The sequence below is a fragment of the Holdemania filiformis DSM 12042 genome, assembly GCF_000157995.1.
Lineage (GTDB): Bacteria > Bacillota_I > Bacilli_A > Erysipelotrichales > Erysipelotrichaceae > Holdemania > Holdemania filiformis.
Genome location: NZ_GG657562.1, coordinates 284,932 through 307,683 on the forward strand (window position 1 = coordinate 284,932; position 22,752 = coordinate 307,683).

The following is a 22,752-nucleotide window of genomic DNA, read 5'->3' on the forward strand; positions in this document are numbered from 1 at the left end:
ATATTGACTTCCAGGCCGATGATGTCGCCCTGCCGGCCCAGCCCCTCCTGATCGCAGTCCAGGCGGAAGAATTCCAGATGGAAAAACCGGTCGCGCACGCCGAAAGCCTGCAAGGTCCGCTCGCCTGCGCTGCGCAGATCGTCCGGCACCGTTTTCAGCGAATAACAGCCGATCGGCTGCTTCTCGTTGACCGAATCCATGACCGATCCCAGGTAGACATGACTGGTCGCAAAGACGACCTTGCCCTGGTTGTTGATAATCCCATCGAACGTGCAGACTGTGCCGTGGACGAATTCCTCGACGATCATTCCGGAGTGCATCGTTTTTAACAGCTGCTCGAGTTCCTCCGCGTTGTGAATCCGCATCGTGTCGCTCGCCCCCACGCCGCGATCCGGCTTGGCGACTAAAGAATAGTTCACCTTTTCGGCAAACTCGCGGATCTCGGCTTTATCCTCGCTGATCAGCCAGCGTGCAGCCGGTACGCCCGCTTCAGCGTATTTTGCCTTCATCAGCGACTTGTGCTGACAGACGTGAAGCTGCTTGGGAAACATGCCGGTCGTGACGTGAAACAGCTCGCGCAGCTCGGCATCCAAATTCAGCCAGTATTCGTTATTCGATTCAATCCAGTCGATCTTGCCGTACTTCCATGTGAAATAACCGCAGGCCCGGATCATCTGATCCCGATCCGTCATCGAGTAGACGCAGACCACGTCGTCCAGCACTGCCCGCAGTGCTTCCGGCAAGGATTCCACCGGCGTGTCGACAATCCCCAGCACGCGCACGCCGCGATTTTTCAAAGCCCGCGCAAACAGCCAGTAATTGGATGGGAAATGCGGTGAGATCAATACGAAATTTATCATTCTGTTTCCTCCCAACACCGCTGCAGGATCCCTAATTCTTCCATCCAGACCGGTGTTTCTTCTTCCCAGCACGCCTCGCAATGCGTCCCTTCCGGGTAGCAATGCAGATAAACCGACGCTTTGTCTTCCAGAATCCGCTGGATCGTCAGATTATCGGCCGTGATCTGCGCCAGTTCTTCCTGGGTGCCGGTTTCCATGCCGCCCCAGCTGATATAAAACTGCGTGTCTTCCTCGATCCAGGCTTCGTCAAGATCTTCGCACAACGGTTCCATGACCAATCCCAGATAGGGCGACAGGCAGGCAGCCCGGCTGTAAACCGAGCTGTAGCGGCCGCCGGCGTACAAGGCCATCAGGCCACCCATCGAGCTGCCGCCGATAAACGTATGTTCCCGATCCGTCAGTACCGGCAGGTTCTCGTCCACCCATTCTTTTAACTCGCCGCTCATCCAGTCCAGCAGCAGCTCGCCCTGCCCCTGCACCTCGCCCCAGACGGGGTCGGCAAAATCGTAAGGTGAAAACTCCCACAGCCGGCGGTTGCCTTCATGGTTGCATTCAAGACCGACGACGACCAACGGCAGCCGGGTTTGCTCGAGGTAGTCCTTCAATCCCCAGCTTTTGCCATAGGTCGCTTCCTCATCGACAAACAGATTGTGACCGTCGAACATATACAGCACCGGTACCTTTTGGCCCGGCGTCAGTCCGTCGGGAATATACAGATGGAGCGTCCGCGCTTCGTCCAGCGGCGTAATCCATGTTTCCTGTTGAATAAGCATCTCTGTGATCCTCTTTTCTAGCCGGGAATTCCCAGCCTGACGTTTTCATTGTAGTGAATTTTCAGTCCGAGCGCAAGCCTGAAAACCGCGGGAAAGAATCAGAAACCGCCGGACACAGCCCGGCGGTCAGATTCTGAAGCATTTAACAAAGACGGCTGATAAAATACGGGAACTGTTTGCGCCACCACGGCCAGTCGTGAACCGCGTCGCCGCCCCAGTAATCGATCCAGGCCGGGATGTTCTTATAACCTAACAGTTCCTGCATCCGGCGGGTATCCTGCTGAGCTTCCTGTTCCCAATCGCCCTGGCCGCAGCACAGCACGATATCGCAGTGCCGGTATTTTTCCACATACGGATGATCGGCCGGCATCTGATCAAGATAATCGATCGTGGAGTTGTTATAAACCAGATCGTCCATATAGCCGCCGAAATACCACTTGCTGGAATAAATGCCGCTTAAGCCGATCGTGCCGTTGAACAGATCCGGCCAGCGGAACATGAAATTCACGGCGTGAAGCGCCCCCAGACTGCAGCCGGTCGTCAGAATCCCGCCGGCCCGCCGGCCGTCGTTGGACCACTGGTTAATCTCGAGGATCCGCGGCGCCAGTTCTTCCACGATGTAGCGGGCATAGGCCTCGTGACGCTCGATCCGGCCGCGGCATTCGCGGTCGAAAGCGGCCCAGGTCTCCCAGTCGATGCTGTCGCAGGTAAACAGCTGCAGCCGGCCCTGCTCAAGCAGATCCTGTACGGCCCCGACCATGCCGAAATTTTCAAAATCGTAGAACCGGCCGCTCTGCGCCGGGAACACCAGGCAAGGCCGTCCGGCATGACCGTAAACCTTGAATCCCATCATCCGGTCAAGATGATAGCTGTATTCGTTATAATACGCTGTATGCATGTTTTCTACTCCTTGGTCATGGTAAAGCTGACGAATTCCATCATATCCTCATAGTCCGCGAAACGGGCGGTGATCATGTCGTTGCCCATCGCCGGGGCTAAGACCTCCGGCATCGTTTCCGCCATCACAATCGCGCCGGCGTAGCGCTCATGCACCTCGGCGAGAGTATGTTGATAAGCCAGGCGGTGGCGACGGCCCGTATAAACACAATAATACGGCCGGTGCGAAGGATCGAAATATCCGTGGTCATACGCAACCATGTTCGCCCAGATTTTATAGACATCGATATCGTTGGCATAGTTCATCATATCCGGGGTATAGCCTCCCGGCGGACGCATGTTCACTTCCAGGCCGATCAGATCGCCCTGCCTGCCCAGACCTTCCTTATCTTCAGTCAAGCGGAAAAACTCGCAGTGGAAAAACCGGCTCTGCGTCGGAAACGCCGCGATCACGCGCCGGCCGGCATCCTTGAGATCCTCCGGGATTTGGCGCACGGAATAATAATAGATATCTTCCTCATGATTGACAATTTCCATAATCGGCCGCGGAAACACATGCGACGTCTCAAAAATCGGCTGACGCTCGCGGTTGGCGATGCCGTCATAGGATTCAATCGAACCCGGCACATATTCTTCCATGATGTACTGCACCGATGGCAGATGATCGTAGAATTCATGCAGCTGCGCTTCATTTTCCAGCTTGTAGGTCGCGTTGGCGCCGACGCCGTTGTCCGGCTTGACGACGACCGGATAGCCCGTCTGTGCGACAAACGCCAGTCCCGCTTCCCGCTGTGACACCAGATGCCAGCGCGCCGTGCGGACTCCGGCTTTTTCATACAGCGCCTTCATCTGGCTCTTGTATTTAATAAAGGAAATGGCCTCGTTGCGCACGCCGCTGATCACATTGAAATCTGTGCGCAGCTGAGCGTCCTGCATCAGCCAGTATTCATTGTTGGATTCGATCCAGTCGATCTTGCCATAGCGGAACGCAAAAAATGCGCAGGCTTTATACACTTCCTCATAGTTTTCCAGACTTGAAACCTTGTAATATTCCTGCAGGTTCTGCTTCAGGTTCTCCTCAAGCAGTTCGTATGGAGCGTCGCCGATTCCCAGTACGCGCACGCCGTTCTGTTTCAGACAGCGGCAGAAATTCCAGTACGTTTTCGGGAAGTTCGGCGATATAAAAATAAAATTCATGACGATTCCCCACCTTGTCTTTTTCTCATTGTAGCAGAATTGAACATTTTTTTAAATTGGTTGATAGTCAAAAGTCCTCTATTTCTGAAAAAACTTGCTGAAAGAAATGAAAGAGTATCAGATTTAACCAGTGTGAAAGCACAACCTCCCGCTGATAGAAACGTGGGAAAAGCGAAAAATAAAAAACGACCTGCGGCTTGGCGCGGATCGTTTATCCCCAGCTTCATATTTTATCCTTGTCCGATTTGATCTTCACTTGATTCCAGGTTTCTGGTTCTTTCCGGGAGAATTCCTATCCCAGATTGGCCGCGGTTAACCGTTTGCGCATTAAATCCGGATCCGTGCAGGCCAACAGCGCGGTTTCCTTTGTGATCCGGCCGGCCTTTAATAAATTCAACAGACTTGCGTCCATCGTAATCATCCCCTCGCGGGCGTTGGCCTGGATGGTGTTGTCAATCTGGTGGATCTTATTTTCCCGGATTTGCGTCTGCACGGCATTGTTGACCTTCATGATTTCAAAAGCCGGGATCAGGCCGCCCCCGACCGCTGGAATCAGCTGCTGGGACACAATCGCCTGCAGCACCATCGACAGCTGTACACGGATCTGCTGCTGCTTCTCGGCCGGGAACACGTCGATAATCCGGTTGATCGTATTTGCCGCGCCGGTCGTGTGCAGCGAGGAAAAGACCAGATGCCCGGTTTCCGCCGCTGACAGCACCGTCTGCATCGTTTCCAGATCGCGCATTTCCCCGACCAGAATCACATCCGGTGCTTCCCGCAGCGCAGCCGTCAGCGCGTGGATATAATCCGGCGTATCCTGTCCGATCTCGCGTTGGCTGACAATACTTTTCTGATGCCGGTGCAGCACTTCTATCGGATCCTCAATCGTGATGATATGCCCGCTGCGGCTGTGATTGATCGCGTCGATCAGACAGGCCAGCGTCGTGGATTTCCCGCTGCCCGCTGCGCCGGTGATCAGCACCAGTCCCTTTTTCAGCTCGGAAAACGACAGAATTTCCGGACCGATATGCAGCTCATTCGCATCGGGCAGGACGAACCGCACAACCCGCAGCACCGCGGCCAGCGATCCGCGCTGACGATAGACATTCACACGGAACCGTCCCATTTGAGAAAGCGAAAAGGAAAAATCATCCTCGCCCGTTTGATGCAGCCGATCCATCGTCCGGTTCTGACTTAATTTAAAAATTTCCTGAATCAGCGCTTCCGTCATCGCCGGCGTCAGCCGCTGATCATCCAGCTGGACCATTTCCCCGTTGATTTTAATCGTTAACGGCGTGCCGGCGACGATAAAAATATCCGAAGCCCGGCGGTCGACCGCCTGCTGCAATATCGTTGGACAATCCATCAGCGTTCCTCCTTTTCCATTTCCGTTTCACTGTAACGCGCCTGCACCCGGCTGATCGCCTTGTCGCTCATTTTCAGCTGCGCGCTGGCCTGGACATACGACAAAACTGCGAACGTCGTCATGCACAACAGGCAGAACAACATCAATAACGGCGCGATTCCGGTGCCGATATGCACCGCGGTCTGGGTTTCCTGATGATGACTCATGACTTCCCGCCTCCTCGGATCGGCCCGATTTCCAACAGAACCCGGCCATCTTTCATCCGCACGACGCGCAGGACGGCGGCTTTTTCTTCATTATGGACCAGGCGTTCAATCTCAATCTGATAAACGCCGTTTTCCTGCGGCATCCCGTTTTCATCGCTCCGCCATGCACAGGCGTCGCTTTCGCATTGCGGCCACAGCGTGTTCAGCGGCGTACCGGAATGCGTCCGCAGCTGCTCAGCCAGCGGCTGGGCCAGCCGCAGCGCCTGGTTCTGATCCAGCGCTAAATAATGCTTGGCGCTGGCCAGGGCGAACAACCGCACGCACAGCACAGAGCCGAGGGCAAAACAGAGAATCACAAACAACAGCTCGCTGAGGAAATAAAACGAACTGGAACGCTGCCGTATTTTCATTCTGCGCCCTCCTTCAGCTCAAGGCTCAGCGCCGCTGTCCCCGCTTCCCTTTGCCATTGCAGCCGCAGCTGCGATCCCTGCAGCTCAAAGCGGATCGGATCGGAAGCCGCTAACCGCTCCCCGGCGCTCAGATCCACCGGCTTGTCCGCCTGCCGCAGCAGTTCCATTAACTGGCCAGCCTGAACATAGAACACCGTTTCATACGTCCGGTCCTCAATCTGTTCACGAATCACCAGACACTCCTGATCTTCGATCCGCTGCACGCGCACCTGCCCGCTGCTGACGCCCTGCAGCCGGTTGAACAACACCAGATAAGGCAGCTGCACCCGATCATCCTGCCGCTGTTCCCGCAGCATCCGCTGGTAGAAGGACGCACACCGCTCGATGGTGACAAACGAACAGCCGACAAACAGCGTCAGCAGCAGAAGCATAAACACCATTTCCGTTACTGACCGTTTCATCGCGCCGCCCCCTTCCGGTAGACCGCGACCTCAGGTTTCAGATTGGAGCCGAGCGATTGATAGAACACATTATATTTCGCATGGTCGATCACGACCCCGTAGTTTTGTTCCAGATAGCTTACCTCATCAGGATAGCTTCCCTCCAACGCGTAACACAGCACCGCCGCCTGTTCGATCCGCTGCTCGATCAGCTGCGCTTCTTCATTTTGGATCTGGCCTGAAGCCTGGTTCAGGGAATAAACGATTCCGCCCAAAACCGCCGCAAAGACCAGGATGAACGCTGTGATTTTTCCCAGTTTCTTCATCGGATTATCCAATGCTGGACATGATGTTCATCAGCGGCAGCATCACCGAAAGCAAAATTGCCCCGACGATGACGGAAAGCAGTACGATCATCAGCGGTTCGATCGTATTCAAGAACTGGTTGACGGCGGTTTCCGTATCGTCGTCATAGCGCTCAGCCACCTGCGCGATCATCTCGTCGCCCCGGCCGGCCCGCAGACCGATGCCGATCATCCGGGCATAGGCTTCTTTGAACAATCCGCAATCCAGCAACGCCCGGTCAAAGTTTTCGCCCGCGTTCATTTTCTGCATGCAGTCCCGGATTTGTTTTTTCACGCCCGGATGTTCGATCAACGTTTCCAACCCCTGCAGCGCTTCGCTGATTTCCACGCCGCTGCGGGTAAATAAGGACAACGCGAACGCCGCCTGCGCCAGCGATAATTCACGGCATACCCCGCTGATCAACGGCACGCGGGCAAACAGTGCCGTTAATGACAGCTGCGGATTGCGAAGCTGCCGCCATCCGACAACCCCGGCCCCGATCAATACCAGAGCAGAAACCGCCGCGGAAGCGACGATCAGAACCGTCCCTGCCTGCATCAGCACCTGCGCCGGTACCGTAAGCGAAACGCCGAGATTGCGCAGCACTTCGTCAAACACCGGCAGCACCTTAAATAAGATCACGCCGACGACGACCATCACCATGATCAGCAGGATCAACGGATAGGTCAGCGCGTTCTTCAGATTGATCCGGATCTTTTCCATCCGTTGATAATACTGCGCCAACGCATCCAGCACCTGATCCAGATAACCGGTCTGTTCCCCGATCCGCACCATCCGGATCATATAGGCGTCAAACGCTTCCGTCCGTTCCAGACTGTCCGCCAGGGTTTCGCCCAGTTCCATCTCGTTCTTGATTTTCAGCAGCGCGTCGTGCAGACCGGCATCCGGCTGATCGTTGGCCACCACGCCTAATCCGTCTTCTGCCGACAAGCCTGAGCTGATCATCATCGACAGCTGCTGGCACAGCAGCGCGCATTCGTTTCCGGCGATTTTTTTCATGCTTCCATCCCCCTTTTAATAGCGATATTTATCCTGATACTGGCCGTTGTATTTCATCTGGGTCGACGCATAGGTCGGATCTAAGCGCGTCCAGGTTTCTTTTTCAAAATAGATTTCCGGATTGATCCAGCCGGCCCCGCGGACATAGACCTCAACCCAGGCATGATAGCCTTCGTCGACATAGCCGGTAATCAGGCGGGTTGGAATCTGCTGGACGCGCAGCATCGTGCTCATCAGCGCCGCATAGTCGAAACAGATACCCTTGCCTTGGGCCAGCGTATCGTCGACCACCGGCAGGACGTACTGATCCTTGACTTCTTCCGCTTTGTCCCAGTCATAGCTGACATGCTTGACCACGTAGTTATAAACCGTCAGCACCCGTTCCAGCTCAGTCCGGCAGTCCTGCGTCAGTTCAAATGATTTCAGGACGCTGGCCGACTGCGGCGTGTAGTTCACGATCTGATTCGGATAGAGGAACGGCAGCGTTTCCCCGCTTAGCTGAACGTCCAACGTCTGCTTGAACAAGACCGCATACCGCGAGCCTTCAATATTCTCATATCCCCGGATTTCATACTGTCCGCTGCCCAATGTCAGGGGGTAGGTGATATAATTTCCATCCTGGTCGATATCGTAGGGATATTCTTCTCCATCCTTGATGACTTTCAGCTTTAACCGGCGATGTTGGGGACTTAGGGTTTTCACCATGATGTAGCCCTGATCGGCATGGCTGGCGTCGATCTGGATTAAATCGTCGCCCATAACCACGCTGCCGGAAGCCTCGGGAAGATGAATTTCCGCAGGCGTCGGAGAGGGGGTTTCCTCGGTGGGCGTCGGGTATTCCTGGGCTGAAGACGGCTTGCCGGAGGAGCCGCAGGCCGATAACAACAGTGCCAAAACAAGCCATCTGCGTATTTTCAAAATCTGCACTCCTCCTTTTTCTTTTTCATTATAACACAAACCTCACGGTTCTCATGGGACTCTGTTTTGCGGGCAGAAAAGAAACGGCGAAATCCTCCCGCCGATCAAGAAACCGCGAAGAATTGAAGCGGTTCTAACGCCCGGCACGAAGCCGGCTCTGACTGACGATCAGTTTCGCCGGGCCGACTTCCACCGACAATTCTGCCAGGGAATCCAACACGATGGTCAGCTGATAATCGTCAAGATCACTGCTCTGTGACTGCCGGAAGATCAAGGCCGAACCTTTGCGGACACGGATGTGGGATAAATCCAGCGGCAGCGGCTTTTTGTTTTGATAACCAGCGCAGACAACAGTCATCGTCCCGTCCGGATTCTCTTCTATGCTGCCCAATTTCAGCACAATCTTATCCCGCTTTACCATCACCCGCAGTACGGCGATCAGGCCGCCGGCCAAAATGCCCCAGCCGATCAACCATCCCCAGCCGAATTCCAGCGTCGGATCGATCACCGCCGCAGGCAGGGAAGCATGAGGATATAGGCCAAAAACTTCCGGCGGCCACGTCCGGAAGCAGGCAAAACTCGTAATCAACAGTCTAAGCCTTGTCACCGCAGCCACCCTTTCTTTCTTGTACTTTATTATGCGGGAAAGTGGTTAGAAATCCGTTAGATAATGCGGGATTTAAAGAATTATTTTTATGAATGCTGAGCAGCGGGAGCTTTTTCGTTCAATATTTCGTAGTCATAATGAAGCCGGCAGCGGGAAGACGCGATTTTTTTATAAAACCGCCGGGTAAGCCGGTCCATAACCAGCGCGGTATCGCTCTTTTCCCGCACCGTCATTAAAATTCCAAACTGGGTCTTGCTGAAACGCGTGTACACATCGTTGGCCCGCAGCCCTGAGCGGATGATGCGGTTCATCAGATCCCCGCAGTCCTGGGCGGACAATTCAGCGTCCAGCACTTTCAGATGGGTGATCAAAAGTACGATCGGCTCGGCACTGCGCCGGGCTTCCAGACGTTTGCTCTGTACAAGCTTGGCAAAGACCGGACGTTCGCAATAGAAGGCGGAAGGCTCGCTGATTCCTTCCAGCTGAGAGAGATAATCCAGCGGCGTCAGTTCCTGATCCTCGTTATCCGCTTTAACAAAATAAACCAGCGACTGACTTTTGCCCTGGAATTCCATCCCGAATTCCTTGTAGAAAGAATCGGAGATCTTTTCATAATGCTGGATCGCGCGGGCGTATTTCTTTTGATCGAGCAGAATTTTCAGATAAAGGTAATTCAGCTGATCCTGATAGAGATCGTGCTGAAGGGCTTTGAGCAGCAGCGTTTCCGCCTGTTCCTCATGATGATGCTCCGCCAGCGACAAAGCCGCCGCCTGAACCCGCTGGAGATACAGCTGCCAGTATTGTTCACGGTATGTATAGATCCAGCTTTGATCCAAACCTGGCAGAAACTCGCCAGGATACAATTTTGCCAGTGCTTCCGCCTGATCGCCGTCGAGATTCTCAGGATCCAGCGGCTTATTCAGCTCGTCAATATCCAGTTCCAGATCGGAACAAACAAAGCTGTAGCCGCCCCGCTGCGTCACAATCCAACCGTCCGCGCCCGCCACAGGCAGCTCCTCCAGATATTTCCGCAGCCGGTGAACAGTAAACTTCATCGCGTTCAGCGGGTTTTTAGAATCCTCCCAAAACAATTCGATCAAGCGTTCTTTTGTCACCAAGGTGCCGTGATTCAGACAAAGACAGGCCAGAAACGCCGCTGTCTGCTTGCCGAGCAATGCGACAAGATCAATCGTCTGTTCGTGTGTTTTTAAGATAAAACCGCCCAGCATCTGAATTTTAATTCTTTCCATTCGTCCGCCTCCCCGACTTTTTAATCTCATTGTTATTATATTATAATTTACAAGTTTTTACTAATATCAATGACTCACTTCCGTAAAATTTCTTAGGATCGTCCGGGTTAATGATATAATGAGAGAAATAAGGCAGGGTATATTCATGAACAAGAATCAAGACCTCATTCCGGAGCGGACGGCGTTGTCCGCAGAATGCCGGGATGGAGAATCGCTTTTTTACAAGCTGAAACAGAAGTTTCAGGAATCCCTGGTCTTGATGATCATGGATATCAAACAGTTCCAGACGATCAATTATCTGTACGGCTACCCGGCGGGCGATGAAATTCTGCACCGGATTTTTGCCATTCTGAATAATAATTTACGATTGGAAGAAGTGGTTTTCCGGCTGTGTGAAGATCAGTTCGTTTTGCTTTTAAAACAGGAAAGCCGGTATGATCTGATTCAGCGGATCTTAGTCATCGACGAAGAAATCTATCAGCTGCATTATGACGGACATTGGCTGCGGCTGTTGTTATCGTTTGGGATGCATGAAGTTCATCCCGATGATCATTATCTGTTTGCCCTGGACTGCGCCAACAATGCGCGGCTGTGCGAGCCGGATTATTCCCGATACAGCACTTCCTATGAATTTTCAAGTCCGGTGATCCGGGAACAGCTTCATCATCAGGCGCAGATTGAGACGCTGATGCATTCAGCGCTGGAAAAACCGGAGTTTGTCGTTTTCATCCAGCCTAAGGTTTCATTAAAAGACGGCCGGATCACCGGCGGGGAAGCTTTGATTCGCTGGTTCCATGACGGACGGCAGATCCCGCTGAATTTATTCCTGCCGATTCTTGTACGGAATACATTTATCCGCAAGATTGATCAGTTTGTTTTCGAGCAGTTATGCCAGTGCTTCAGCCGCTGGATCCGACAGGCAGCGCCGGTTGTGCCGATCAGCTGCAATCTGTCGCGGCCTTCCTTTCAAGACACCAGTTATCTCAGTGAACTGTTGGAAATTTACCGCCGTTACTCAATTCCGCAGTCATTATTAGAGCTGGAACTGTCGGAAGAAATTGAGCTGGGCAGCGAAATTTCGTTGTTGGATTATATGAAAGAAATTCAGAATCTCGGATTTCCTTGTTCCCTGGATGATTTCGGATCAGGTTATTCGTCGCTGAGCTTGCTCAGCTCTCTTCCAGTGTCGATTATCAAATTGGACCGCTGCTTTTTTACACAGCCGCTGCATGAAAAAAATCGGATTGTATTGCAGGAATTATTGACGATCACACATCGGCTCGGAATGAAAACGGTAGCGGAGGGCGTGGAAACGCAGGAATATATTGATTTTCTAAAAGCAAACGGATGTGATCTGGTTCAGGGATTTTATTATTGTACGCCGGTGCCCATATCTGAATTTGAAAAGCTGCTCATCCAGCAGCCGTTTCTCGATCGCCAAAATGAAACAAATAAAAACAGCGTCGCTTTGGAAGCTTGATGACTCTCGCTTCTCAAAGTTTCGCTGTTTTTTAGCCTAAGATAAAATGGTTCAGCGCGCCGAACAGACCTGCGCTGGCTAAGCCCATAATGACGCCGGCCAGTAAGACGCCGCCCATCACGGCTAAGACGCTGGATTTAAAATCCATGTCCAGAAAGCTGGCTGCCAACGTTCCCGTCCAGGCGCCGGTGCCCGGCAGCGGAATTCCCACGAACAGCAGCAGCGCGACAAACAGGCCGCGGCCGGCTTTTTCCTGCAGCTTTTTCCCGCCTTTTTCGCCTTTGTCCAGACAGTAGGTAAAGAACTTGCCGATAACCGGCTTGTCTGCGCCCCAGATCAAGACCTTCCGGGCGAACAAATAGATAAATGGAACCGGGATCATATTGCCAACAATCGCAACAATATAAGAGGACCACAGCGGCATACCAAACGCCTGGGAATATGGGATCGCGCCGCGCAGCTCAATCAGGGGTACCATGGATATCAGAAACACTAGGAAATATTTTTTTAACACATTCAGCACTCCAATTCTTTTCGTTATTTACAGCATTGCCATTGTACACGAATTCAAACTAAGTTACAAGGTGAAATGGCTTTTCTTAAGGGATTCTTAGAAATTTCCAGGTTGGTTTCTCGAGAAAAGGAAGGGCGTAAAAACCAGGAATCCCGATTAGGATCGTTCCTATTTATCCCTTCTAAACTTCCGTTTTTTATAAAATATTCTAATCCCCTTCACTTTACTTTAGACTTAACATTCATGGAATTTACTTCATTCGCATCATACAGAAGATTTAATCCTGGTTCTTTTTTACATATCTTGTTTCTTTTATTGGCTTTTTAGGCATTCGTACACATTCCCTTAGCTTTATTTTATTACATCTATTTATCATTGTTTTTTAATATAGGCCGCGGGTAGTTTTCATAGCAATCTTAGGGCCTGACTTTTCATTATTGCAGGGAACAAGTCCATTAATCTTCATCTCTTGAATTATTCGAAATTTCTGGATAGTTCATTTTCACTGTTTCCCTTTTTGTTCCAGCCGCTTTATACTTTCCAAATAATCCTTTTCCACACTGCTAAGTGTTTTTGCTTTGTATTTCTTATATTCCGTTTAAGCCTTTTCCATCGCCTGCAATGGCTGACCGTTCGATTTCCAATGAGAAGATCTTCACCTGTTGATGTCAAAATCCCGTCCAGATGCTTTGCCCAATCTTCCATGGTCATCGGTATTTCTCGTTCCGCCTGCCTTTCCGCAAAATCAAGATAACCCGAGTGTTTGTAACTGCTATGATTTAGGTAGAGTAACCCCTTTTTAGAAATATAATTCAAAATAAAACAACCTAATAATCATCATAACAAGAAGGTCATATATGCTGGAATACATATAATTTCATCTTTAATTGATAGGTTTTTAGGATGAATGATATAACATTCTCCTATGCGATCATTATATTTTTCCTTAAATCTTAGTAAAGAATTGATTGTATATTTTTTCCCAGATTTTACTTCAATTGGAAAAAGTTTATATTTCAATTTACTATTATTTGATAATAGAAAATCTATTTCAATATCATTCCGGTGCTTTTCTTCATTATAGTGTGTATAAAAATATAATTTATGGTTATTTGAAACTAACATCTGAGCTATCATATTTTCATAAAACATACCTTTATTTAAAGATAATTTATCTAAAAGTATTTGTTTATAAACTTCATCTTCAAGCAATTCATTTTCATCAAAGGCATGACTTACTAAAAGCCCAGTGTCCCCTAAATAACATTTCACATACGTCCTTACTTCATTAATTGACAAACCTACGCTTGGATCACTACATAAAAAACATTCATTAGAAATCATTGAATCAGCCAACCAAAAAAATGTTTCCTCATATTGATCTGCCTGCGATCCTTCTTTTATCTCTTTAAAAACAACTCTTTTTTCGTGTTTAGAAAGAAGCCCTGGAATTTGATCAAAAATCGCTAATACTTTACTTCTATATTGTGCATTAATTTTCATAATATCTTCTCTATAAAGCTTTAAAATATCTCTTTTTTCTTTATCTGCTTCAAAAAAGCTCTTATCATTTTCAATAAATTTTATGATTGACATTGGCATTCCGCCTACAAGCATATATTGCTTAAACAATAACATTGCTTTTTTATGTAGAGATTCTTCTAGTGGTTTTCTTTCATGAAAACACTTTTTAATATATTCAATTATTACTTTTTCGTTAAGTGCATCACAAAATTCTTCAAAATCTAAAGGATACATGGATATATGTCTTTCTTCAGAAGGTATTACAATATTTTTGACATTCTCTTTAATTGATATCAATGATCCAGTTTCAATATAATCATATCTACCATCCGCTACTAAATATTTTATGGCTGCTCTTGCCTGTGGAAACATTTGCACTTCATCAAAAATAATAACTGATTTTCTTTTTTGCAATTGAACCCCAAAGTGTGCTTGAAGCATCATAAAAAGTGTATTCATATCATTCAAAAATTTTTCAAAATATAACTCTACTTCTTTATCTTTTTTCGCAAAATCAATCAAAATATAGCTATCGTATTCATTTTTAGCAAATTCCTGTGCAATGGTACTTTTACCAATGCGGCGTGCCCCCTCAATAAGAATTGCTTTTTCTCCATTCGTCTCTTGTTTCCATTTTAGAAGTTTATCATATATTTTTCTTTTTAATATCATAACTTTATCCTCCCATTCTATTATACGCATTTTTTAATTTAACTAAATCTCTGATTATACGCATATTATAAGCCAACTTTCGATTGTGCGCAAGATATGAAATAATTATTTTTGCGATTATACGCATATATAATAGGTTTTTCATTAAGAAGATTGAAAAATGCAAGAATTACAACTTGCATTTTACACTTTCATTTTTCACTAGCAAACACACATTCAACTAGCGAATTTTTGTCAAAATATTTTGGAAATACTTTCTCTACAATTAGACATTTTGAAAAATATTACATTATTAATCTCTCACTAAGGTTAAAAAGAGCAAATATCGGTTCTTACTCGGATTTTGGCAAAGATAAAAAGGGCAAGCAAGATAACGCTTTATCTCGCCTGCTTCTTTGTATGGAAATTCTATTCCTATCCTAAACTGAGTAAGAACCCAAATATCTTCTTTCCTTTTTTCATATATCTTTTCGTTTATTATTCCTGTTGTTGATGACACTTGGATTGAAAAAATAAACAAACTAATAGGGCGGATGATGTACAACCATATTCGGTTCTTTCAATTCATCTACAATTAATTTTGCATATTTATGATACTTATCAGCTTTTCTCGTAACACGATCTAATTCTTTGAAAAATGTATCATATGAATCAAGAATACATTTTGCATTTGGTAAATATGTATATGGGAATTCTTTAATAATATCCCTATCTTTCTCACATGAAGCGATAAGAATCAATCCATTTAAATAACCTTCATAATATGCTTCATCCCAATAATTTTTCGAATCAGTACACTTTTGTTTAATATCATCATATGCTCTAGCAGATGACGACATAATCCCAGGTATATTATAATTTCCTGTATTATACAACTGAATAAAACGTTCAAATGCATGTATCACCCCATCCTGATACGCCAAGCAATATATGACACTTGGATACATATGAATATCAATATGAGAAACCTTTTTATGAAGATCATTGATCGTACTATTTACACCTTCTATGATAGGAAGTGTATCACAATTTTCTATTAACTTCCTTTCTAACATTTCCAATTTAAGCTGATGTAAAAAATAAGTTCCATCAGTTAATATATAGGTAGAGTTCTTATAACTCAATTTAGAGTTTAAGTGCTCATCTATAGTAACGATATAAATATGTGGCATTATTTCTTTTAATTCAGCTTGTAAATATGCCATAATTTGTGAAAAATCTTCATCCCCAAATGAAAAACCAATAAATACAACAGTACGTCGTGCTAATATAGTTTTTAAGGTTGCCCCAATTACTCCTTTTTCTAAACTTTCAGTACACTTAGTATAATCATCCTCTGTAGCAACAATTGAGCCAATATTATTAATTGAACCATGAATTTTTAATACACAACGTTCATTTTCATCCCAAAAAATATAATCTGCCGGAGTTGTGATTGGTGTTGCCGCACAACATTCTTCAAAATATGTATCCCAATTTGTTGTAATGATTGTCTTAATAAAATATAGCTCTGCTAATTCACGATGAAACTTTGTAGCAGCACGTTCCAACTCTGGAAATGAATGAATATATTCAAATCGATTTTTAATCATCTTTAATAATTTTCTACGCCCGTTCGGTAAATCACAATAAATTTGCATGAGTTTACTAAAAGACAATGTATTATCCGTTATTTCGAGTTCTTCCTGAATCTCTTTATAAAAAGAAAATGGGAGGACACTTTTATTTTCTGTACTAATTCCAGCACCACAAAACAACACAAGTTCACCATTTTTTGCCGCATCTAAGATTTCCTTTGGCATTACAAATGGTTTTTGCTCTTTGCAAATTGCACATTCACAATTCATAAATTACTTCTCCTTTATAGATCTCAAATCATCTGAAAATATCTAAACGCATCTTTTATTGCATCTTCTTTTTCTATTAGACAAATTGGTTGTTTTGAATCGTCATATTTCGATTTGTTATAGTTTTCTCTTTCTTTAATTCCACACTTTTCTTTTACTTGTGCCATATATAAATTTTAAACATTAAATCCATACTTATCAAAACCATACTGTTTTATATTGTTATAAGTAGCTTTGCTTTCTGAAGAAGTCAAATCTAATTCATCCGCATGTAATTCAATGTCGACATGTTTTTTCGTCTTAAGTTTGGAAAGTAGTACCACCGTCTCAACATGCGGCGTGTTGGGAAACATATCAAACGGAATCACGGTTTTCACTTCATACAAGTCCCTCAATTCCTTCAAGTTTTTCCCCAGTGTTGCCGGATTGCAGGAAATGTACACAATCTGCTTTGGCTGACACTGCCGCAGACTTTCGATCATCGCTCCGTCCAGTCCCGTCCGCGGCGGATCGACGACAACTGCATCAATTTTCGTCCGGCGGATGATCTTCTTCATTTCCTTCGCCGCATCGCCGCATACAAACCGCACGTTCTCCGCCCGATTCAGCCGGGCGTTTTCCTTCGCGTTCTCCACCGCTTCCGGAACAAACTCAATTCCGATGATCGTTTTCGCTTTTTCTTTCAACATCAGCGAGATGCCGCCAACGCCGCTGTAGGCCTCAACTAACGTATCGCACGGTTCGATCAACGACGCGGCCATCCGCATCATCTGCAGTGCCTGCGGCCGGTTCAGCTGGAAAAACGAAGCGCAGGAAAGCGATAGCCGCACATCGCCGAACTGCACCGGCAGCCGGTCTTCCCCCGCCAGCAGCGACCACCGATTGGAAAATAACTGACGCGTCCGTTTGTCCGGGTTGATATTCTGCATGATGCAGGTCATCCCCTCAATCGCCTTGAGTTTCTCTATGAACCCCTTAGGCAGGGAATCCTCCCCGCTCACCAGTACGCATTGGTACTGACCCTCAAATCCCCGCAAGACCAACGTGCGCAATCCTGTTCCCTTTTTCGGATCATACGCCTTGAGCCGGAACTGATTAGCCAACGCCAGAATCTGCTTGCGCAAAGCTTCCAGATCCGGGTCATGAATAAGACAATGCGCGATCGGCATCACACGGTTGCTTCCTTCTTCAAACAGACCGTTCACCAGTCTGCCCCGTTCTTCCCGGATCGGCAGCTTGCATTGATTGCGGTAGCCCAATCCAGACGGACTGGCGATCACCGGCTGCACCTTATCGCGAGATAGTCCGGCATACTTGATCAGCGCTTCCTGCACCAGCTCCCGCTTTACCTGAAGCTGCGCTTCTGGTTTCAGAATCATTAACGGACATCCCGAACAGCGCCCCTGCACCGGACACTGCGGCTTTACCCGCTGCGGACTATCGTTCAGCCGTTTTACAACCTGCCCTTTCGCATACCGCAGCTGCGAGTCAAGGAGAACAATCTCAGCCGTTTCCCCCGGCAGCAGCTGATCGACGAACACCGGTTTTCCCTCCAGATAAGCGATCCCCTCGCCATTAATCCCGATCTTTTTCGCCGTCACCGTCACAGTGCGGTCTTGATTTTTCTCCATGATGATAGCCTCCCTCTACTTTAATAATGAAAACGGAAATATCTTTTCCAGAATTTTAACCGCCGTTACATAATGCTTCAGCGGCTGAACCATATCTTTTTCCACAAACACCTGGTTGACGCAGAACCCCAGATAGATGATCGACGCGATGATATAGACGCTAAGAAACAAAATCACCATCGACGATAAGGGTCCGTAAATCGATTCATAACGTGTGAAATGATTGATAACAAAAAAGAAAAACGTACCGAGCAGCGACATGCAGATCGTCGTAAACAAAGCTCCCGGAGCCACCGCACGCCATTGATAATTACGAAACGACAACAGCCGGTAAAAGATGCAGAACCCCACGAACAGCACGGCAATCTGCGTCAGTAACCCTGTAAACGGGAATTGCTGGAGAACAAAGACCATTAAGCCCAGGCTGGCCAGCAGCACAACGAAATCGATCAACGATACACCGCGCATGAACCACAGCGGCAGCTCCACTTCGTCCAAATGTGCGGAAATCATCAGAAAGGAATAAATTGCCCGCGATGCGACCCACAAGGAAACAACGATGAAGAAGATCAGCGGAATCAGTTCCACCGGTGAATTGCCTAAGAAAAAATCAATGAACGGACTCAGCAGATCCTGGGGGATATACTGCTCCGCAAAGTCCAGAATGCTCGCAAGACCGGCCGGGGAACTTCTGAAAAACACGACCAGCAGTGCGGTCAGCGGCGCCAGCGCCAGAAGCAGTGAATACGACAGCGCGTAAACAAACGTCGTGCCGTCATAAGAAGTAAACATTTCATAAACCTGCAGGATCTTTTTCATCATGTTCTCCTTTACCGATCTTCACTTTATTTTACCATCGCCACCTCTAAACGAACAGTCATTTCCCCGAAAAGAAAGCCAGACTCCTCATCAGCCTGACTCCCTTTCGTATGCTTTTTGATTTCTCATCTCTCACCGCCAAGTTTGTCTTATTTTAACAAACCTAAATTGGTATCCGTGCAGAAGTTATCCACACTATAGAGGATAAGAATCCGATCGGCTCCCATCTGCTGAGCCAGCTGCGACATCGGCATCCGATAGTAGCGCAGATCAGCCAGGGTAATCTGACTGAAATGCGGCGCCAGATACGGCACCAGCACATGCGCGTAGGAATCCTTAATCACAAGCAATTTCTCTGCGGATGCGCTCGAGGTTTCGATTTCGACTAACGCATGGTTGCCGTCAAGATAGGTCATATACTTATCTTTTTCATTCAGCCGTTGATCGCTGAACAGCGAAGTCTGTACGTCGCCGGTCTGATCGTAAACGACCCGCACATCGAAAGGAAAGGTATACGTCCATGTCCAGATCGGATCGCCCGGATGCCAGAACGCGCCGGATCGGGAATACTGCGTTCCCTTGAACCCCTCGGCCGCTCTTTGATAGATGAAATCTTCGCCGGGCTTCAGCGGCTTCTTATTCCAGGCCGTCATCAACGCTTCATAGCCCGCCCAGGCCCCCTGCGCCGTCCAATGATGGTCGGTTTTAAAATACAGGGTTTCATCTATGTTCAGCTGTGTTTTCCTGGCTTGCAGCGCGGTGCGGACATCGACAATTTGAACCCCCGCCAACTGACTTTCCAGCGCATCGATCAACGCATCCTGATCCGTATTGTACGCTCCCTGCGGCAGGTTCTCCTTTTCCATCAGCGCTGCGGTCGGCACCAGCATGACACTGACCGGAATTTCCGACTGCGCGGCAAAGGCGTTGATCTTGGCGATGTTCTTCGTGCTTTGTGTCCTGGCCAAAACATCCACCTGGCCGATCAGCCAGTCCTCACGGCCGAAGTAAACATTTTGATTTTCTATTTTGCCCAGCGCCCGTTCTCCCGCCGCTTTGACGCCGATCCACAGATCCCGGGCAATAAACTGATCTGTAAACCATTCCTCCAGATCCGTTGTGTAATCATCGAAGAAAAACCGTTTCCAGCTGAACTCGGGAAACTGCGCCAGCACCCGATTTTCCGCTTCGGAGAATGTCCGCTGGGGAGAAAACAGGTTTAAAATCGTGAAACAGCCAAGAAAACTGCAGAAAATAATAATGATCGCCGTTTGAGTTCCTTTTTTCATCCTGCTTCCTCCTTTCTAAAACCGGAAATATAAGAATGGATTGTACGAAGCGTCGACCAGATACGCCGTGCAAAGAATTAATCCCGCCGCGATCAATAACGGCATTACGCCTTCCCAGCGGCGACCGCGGATCTTCGTTTCGTAAAGCTGATGACCCAGCGGTGTGCTGGCCAGGATCATGATGATCAAAAGCAAACCGTAGTCCCGCAGATAAAATAACGTTCGAGCATTAATCAAACTGACCGATCCCCAGCCGAACATCGTTTTCAGATACGTTAACCCGGCGTCCAGATCGGTAAAGGCAAACAGCACCCAGCCTAACAGAATCAGGACCAGCGCGTAGCCATGCTGAAGCACTTTCGGCAGCCGCTCCAAGATCGGTTTGAGAACAAACTTTTCCAGTATCAAAATCACGCCGAAGTAGATTCCCCAAAGCATGAAATTCCAGCTTGCGCCGTGCCAGAAACCCGTCAGCAGCCAGACGATCATCAGGTTGCGAATCTGCTTTCCCCGGCCGTGCCGGCTGCCGCCTAAAGGGATATAAACATAATCGCGAAACCATGTGCTTAGCGATATATGCCAGCGCCGCCAGAACTCTGTAATCGAACGGGAGATATATGGATAGTTGAAGTTTTCCAGAAACTCAAAGCCCAGCATTTTGCCTAAACCGATCGCCATGTCGCTGTAACCGCTGAAATCAAAATAGATTTGAAAGGCGAACGCGATGATGCCTAGCCAAGCCGCGGCCACACTCATCTCATTGGCCGGCAGTGCGGAGATCGTATCCCACAGCGCGCCGATGGAATTGGCAAGCAGCACTTTTTTGGCCAGCCCCGCGACAAACCGCTGTACGCCCAAGGCAAATTGATCAGCCGTTTCCTGGCGATGATCCAGCTGTTCAGCGATATCCTTGTAGCGCACGATCGGTCCGGCGATCAGCTGCGGAAACAGCGTCACGTAAGCGCCGAAGGAAACGACGCTCTTTTGGACCGGCGCCTGCTTCCGGTACACGTCGATCGGATAGGACATCGTCTGAAAGGTATAAAAGGAAATGCCTACCGGCAGGGATAAGTGCAGCGGACTGAGCGGCAAGCCCAGCGCCTGTAAATTGAGAATGAAAAAATCAGCATATTTGAAAAAGCCTAATAAACTTAAATTGAAAATAACCGAGAACCAGACAAACCGCTTCGCTTTTTTCCGGTCGTCACGATACTTATCCACCATCCGGCCGTTGTAATAATCAACAAAGGTGGAGATCAGCATGATCACAATGTAAACTGGTTCCGACCAACCGTAAAAAATTAATGAAACGAGAAAAAGACAAAAATTCCTGGCGTGCAGCGGTGCTAATTTAAGCACCGCCAGCACGACAGGAAGATAACCAAACAAAAATGGCAGACTGCTGAAAACCATGTTACTGCGCGGCAGCGTTCAGGCTGTCGGAAATCTCCTGCAGAATCGCGTCGGCTTGATCGGCGATGACAATCGCGATTACGTTGCCTTCCTCCAGCGTTTTGCGGTTTTTGACCAGCTCATACTGTTCCGGAAGATAAGTCGACCAGGTTTGTTCTACGGTTTCCATCCGTTTGTCCAGCGCTTTCTTGACTTCATCCAGCTTACCGTCCTGGGCTTCGACCAGAATGATTTCCGTCGCGTGGACGTTCATCGCCGGCATGAAGATCGCGTAATCCTTGACCAGATCGCTCGACAAGCCATACATATCCACTAAGACCGTATCGTCGACATCCATCGACATCGGCAGCTGATATTCGTCGTTGCGGCGAATCGCTTCCAAAATTCCTTTTAAGCCTTCCGCGGTTTCCGGCGAAGCACTTGGCGTCATCGTCGGTTCAGCCGAAGGCGTCGCGCTCGGCGTTGGCGACGGCTGCGGATTCTTCTTCGAACATCCCGTCAGCATCAAACAGCCAACCGCTACACATGCAATGATTAATTTTTTCATTTTCAAATCCCTCCGTGGCATTAGCATGCCCCTTGCCGATCGCGGGTATACCCCGGATCGTATCAGAATTATATCAAAAGCCCGTTTAAAAAACTATCCCCTGTTTCTTTCGATTTCTTGACGTTTTCCTTAACCCCTGGACTTCCGTGCTTTTTCTTTTTTTCCGTTTTCTCCTTGGCCGCTGTCCCGTTGCGACCAGTCAGAATGGAAGTTCATTCCGGTCGGCGGATCAACGTTGAAATTCACTTCAAATTTCAATCCTACGAACCGAAAAAAATGATAAACTGAAGGCAGGGAGGGATAGGAATGAAAAAACGAATTCAAACAGCCGTTGTTAAGGCTTTGCCATTCTTTGCGTTCTCCCTGTTTATGGTCTTTCTGTTATCCTGGACCTTTGTGCCTTACAAAGAAGAAAATGTGGCCAGGCATGATTTCACAGGCTATGCCATAGGCATCAAAAACAACGCTCTGCAGCAGGAATACCCCGACAATGCTTTGCATCTCGTCTGGCAGCCCACGGATGAGGAAAGCGCTGAGATTCTGGCTTTCCTGCGCCAGCTCCGGCCAGTGCAGACGGATGATTTCAATCAGAGCGCGGGCCTTTATACCCCAACGAGCTTGGATCCGGAAGGGGTTATTTTCTATGATGATCAACAGCTCTACCGACTGTGTGAAGCCGGGAAAACATACAAGCATCAGCCGCTTTTGATCATTTACAAATTCTCAA

General features: G+C 48.2%; 25 protein-coding genes. 2 read left to right on the forward strand and 23 right to left on the reverse strand.

Annotation, left to right across the window (positions count from 1 at the left end; genetic code table 11):
• From HOLDEFILI_RS17195 to HOLDEFILI_RS17255, 14 genes are all read right to left on the reverse strand, one after another.
• Positions 1–860, reverse strand: an 860-nt coding sequence (locus HOLDEFILI_RS17195; protein ID WP_006061187.1) for an ATP-grasp domain-containing protein, incomplete at its 3' end; no start/stop codon positions are given.
• On the reverse strand, positions 857–1,633 hold the full coding sequence (locus HOLDEFILI_RS17200) for an alpha/beta hydrolase (RefSeq protein WP_006061188.1): 777 nt from the start codon (positions 1,631–1,633) through the stop codon (positions 857–859). The genes HOLDEFILI_RS17200 and HOLDEFILI_RS17195, both read right to left, overlap by 4 nt.
• Before the next feature lie 142 nt (positions 1,634–1,775).
• The gene (locus HOLDEFILI_RS17205; RefSeq protein ID WP_006061189.1) at positions 1,776–2,531 is read right to left on the reverse strand and encodes an esterase family protein; all 756 of its coding nucleotides are present in this window, start codon (positions 2,529–2,531) and stop codon (positions 1,776–1,778) included.
• A gap of 5 nt (positions 2,532–2,536) precedes the next feature.
• Complete coding sequence (locus HOLDEFILI_RS17210; RefSeq protein ID WP_006061190.1) at positions 2,537–3,727, reverse strand: ATP-grasp domain-containing protein; 1,191 nt, start codon at positions 3,725–3,727, stop codon at positions 2,537–2,539.
• The gene (locus tag HOLDEFILI_RS19435; protein WP_006061191.1) at positions 3,724–3,954 is read right to left on the reverse strand and encodes a hypothetical protein; all 231 of its coding nucleotides are present in this window, start codon (positions 3,952–3,954) and stop codon (positions 3,724–3,726) included. Before HOLDEFILI_RS19435 ends, HOLDEFILI_RS17210 begins: the two co-directional genes overlap by 4 nt.
• A 65-nt stretch (positions 3,955–4,019) precedes the next feature.
• Positions 4,020–5,093 (reverse strand): type IV pilus twitching motility protein PilT, encoded by a 1,074-nt coding sequence (locus HOLDEFILI_RS17215; protein WP_006061192.1) that lies wholly within the window; start codon positions 5,091–5,093, stop codon positions 4,020–4,022.
• Positions 5,093–5,299, reverse strand: a complete 207-nt coding sequence (locus HOLDEFILI_RS17220) for a hypothetical protein (RefSeq protein ID WP_006061193.1) — start codon at positions 5,297–5,299, stop codon at positions 5,093–5,095. Before HOLDEFILI_RS17220 ends, HOLDEFILI_RS17215 begins: the two co-directional genes overlap by 1 nt.
• Entirely contained in the window at positions 5,296–5,709 is a 414-nt protein-coding gene (locus tag HOLDEFILI_RS17225) for a hypothetical protein (RefSeq protein WP_006061194.1), read from the reverse strand. Before HOLDEFILI_RS17225 ends, HOLDEFILI_RS17220 begins: the two co-directional genes overlap by 4 nt.
• On the reverse strand, positions 5,706–6,170 hold the full coding sequence (locus HOLDEFILI_RS17230) for a DUF4860 domain-containing protein (protein ID WP_006061195.1): 465 nt from the start codon (positions 6,168–6,170) through the stop codon (positions 5,706–5,708). Before HOLDEFILI_RS17230 ends, HOLDEFILI_RS17225 begins: the two co-directional genes overlap by 4 nt.
• Positions 6,167–6,475, reverse strand: a complete 309-nt coding sequence (locus tag HOLDEFILI_RS17235) for a hypothetical protein (RefSeq protein WP_006061196.1) — start codon at positions 6,473–6,475, stop codon at positions 6,167–6,169. The genes HOLDEFILI_RS17230 and HOLDEFILI_RS17235 overlap by 4 nt, the downstream gene beginning before the upstream one ends.
• 4 nt (positions 6,476–6,479) lie before the next feature.
• Positions 6,480–7,514, reverse strand: a complete 1,035-nt coding sequence (locus HOLDEFILI_RS17240; protein WP_006061197.1) for a type II secretion system F family protein — start codon at positions 7,512–7,514, stop codon at positions 6,480–6,482.
• Positions 7,515–7,529: 15 nt separating this feature from the next.
• A complete protein-coding gene (locus tag HOLDEFILI_RS17245; RefSeq protein WP_244264346.1) occupies positions 7,530–8,432 on the reverse strand; it encodes a transglutaminase-like domain-containing protein in 903 nt (300 codons plus the stop codon).
• A 133-nt stretch (positions 8,433–8,565) separates the two neighbouring features.
• On the reverse strand, positions 8,566–9,039 hold the full coding sequence (locus HOLDEFILI_RS17250; protein WP_156788976.1) for a hypothetical protein: 474 nt from the start codon (positions 9,037–9,039) through the stop codon (positions 8,566–8,568).
• 86 nt (positions 9,040–9,125) lie between these two features.
• A complete protein-coding gene (locus HOLDEFILI_RS17255; protein WP_006061200.1) occupies positions 9,126–10,289 on the reverse strand; it encodes an AfsR/SARP family transcriptional regulator in 1,164 nt (387 codons plus the stop codon).
• A 145-nt stretch (positions 10,290–10,434) separates the two neighbouring features.
• Here HOLDEFILI_RS17255 and HOLDEFILI_RS17260 point away from each other — a divergent pair, with 145 nt between their 5' ends.
• Positions 10,435–11,769, forward strand: coding sequence for a bifunctional diguanylate cyclase/phosphodiesterase (locus HOLDEFILI_RS17260; protein WP_039865391.1), 1,335 nt, complete (start codon positions 10,435–10,437; stop codon positions 11,767–11,769).
• A gap of 31 nt (positions 11,770–11,800) precedes the next feature.
• Here HOLDEFILI_RS17260 and HOLDEFILI_RS17265 read toward each other — a convergent pair whose 3' ends face one another.
• The 9 genes from HOLDEFILI_RS17265 to HOLDEFILI_RS18630 all read right to left on the reverse strand — a co-directional run bounded on the left by HOLDEFILI_RS17265 (position 11,801) and on the right by HOLDEFILI_RS18630 (position 22,025).
• Entirely contained in the window at positions 11,801–12,283 is a 483-nt protein-coding gene (locus HOLDEFILI_RS17265; RefSeq protein ID WP_039865392.1) for a COG2426 family protein, read from the reverse strand.
• 531 nt (positions 12,284–12,814) lie between these two features.
• Positions 12,815–13,099 carry a RhuM family protein gene (gene rhuM, locus HOLDEFILI_RS19025; protein ID WP_244264347.1) on the reverse strand — a complete coding sequence of 95 codons (285 nt, stop codon included), beginning with the start codon at positions 13,097–13,099 and terminating at the stop codon, positions 12,815–12,817.
• Positions 13,100–13,120: 21 nt separating this feature from the next.
• A complete protein-coding gene (locus HOLDEFILI_RS17270) occupies positions 13,121–14,479 on the reverse strand; it encodes an ATP-binding protein (protein WP_039865393.1) in 1,359 nt (452 codons plus the stop codon).
• Between the two features lie 521 nt (positions 14,480–15,000).
• Complete coding sequence (locus HOLDEFILI_RS17275) at positions 15,001–16,326, reverse strand: SIR2 family protein (RefSeq protein ID WP_039865394.1); 1,326 nt, start codon at positions 16,324–16,326, stop codon at positions 15,001–15,003.
• 176 nt (positions 16,327–16,502) lie between these two features.
• Complete coding sequence (gene rlmD / locus HOLDEFILI_RS17280) at positions 16,503–17,957, reverse strand: 23S rRNA (uracil(1939)-C(5))-methyltransferase RlmD (protein WP_006061207.1); 1,455 nt, start codon at positions 17,955–17,957, stop codon at positions 16,503–16,505.
• A gap of 15 nt (positions 17,958–17,972) precedes the next feature.
• Positions 17,973–18,776, reverse strand: coding sequence for a YihY/virulence factor BrkB family protein (locus HOLDEFILI_RS17285; protein ID WP_039865396.1), 804 nt, complete (start codon positions 18,774–18,776; stop codon positions 17,973–17,975).
• A gap of 149 nt (positions 18,777–18,925) precedes the next feature.
• Positions 18,926–20,065 carry a DHHW family protein gene (locus HOLDEFILI_RS17290; protein WP_006061209.1) on the reverse strand — a complete coding sequence of 380 codons (1,140 nt, stop codon included), beginning with the start codon at positions 20,063–20,065 and terminating at the stop codon, positions 18,926–18,928.
• Between the two features lie 15 nt (positions 20,066–20,080).
• On the reverse strand, positions 20,081–21,328 hold the full coding sequence (locus HOLDEFILI_RS17295) for an MBOAT family O-acyltransferase (protein WP_244264351.1): 1,248 nt from the start codon (positions 21,326–21,328) through the stop codon (positions 20,081–20,083).
• 151 nt (positions 21,329–21,479) lie between these two features.
• The gene (locus HOLDEFILI_RS18630; protein ID WP_050767017.1) at positions 21,480–22,025 is read right to left on the reverse strand and encodes a DUF4358 domain-containing protein; all 546 of its coding nucleotides are present in this window, start codon (positions 22,023–22,025) and stop codon (positions 21,480–21,482) included.
• Between the two features lie 306 nt (positions 22,026–22,331).
• On the opposite strand from HOLDEFILI_RS18630, the gene HOLDEFILI_RS17305 reads away from it, so the two are divergent.
• On the forward strand, positions 22,332–22,752 hold a 421-nt coding region (locus HOLDEFILI_RS17305), incomplete at its 3' end, for a hypothetical protein (RefSeq protein ID WP_006061212.1).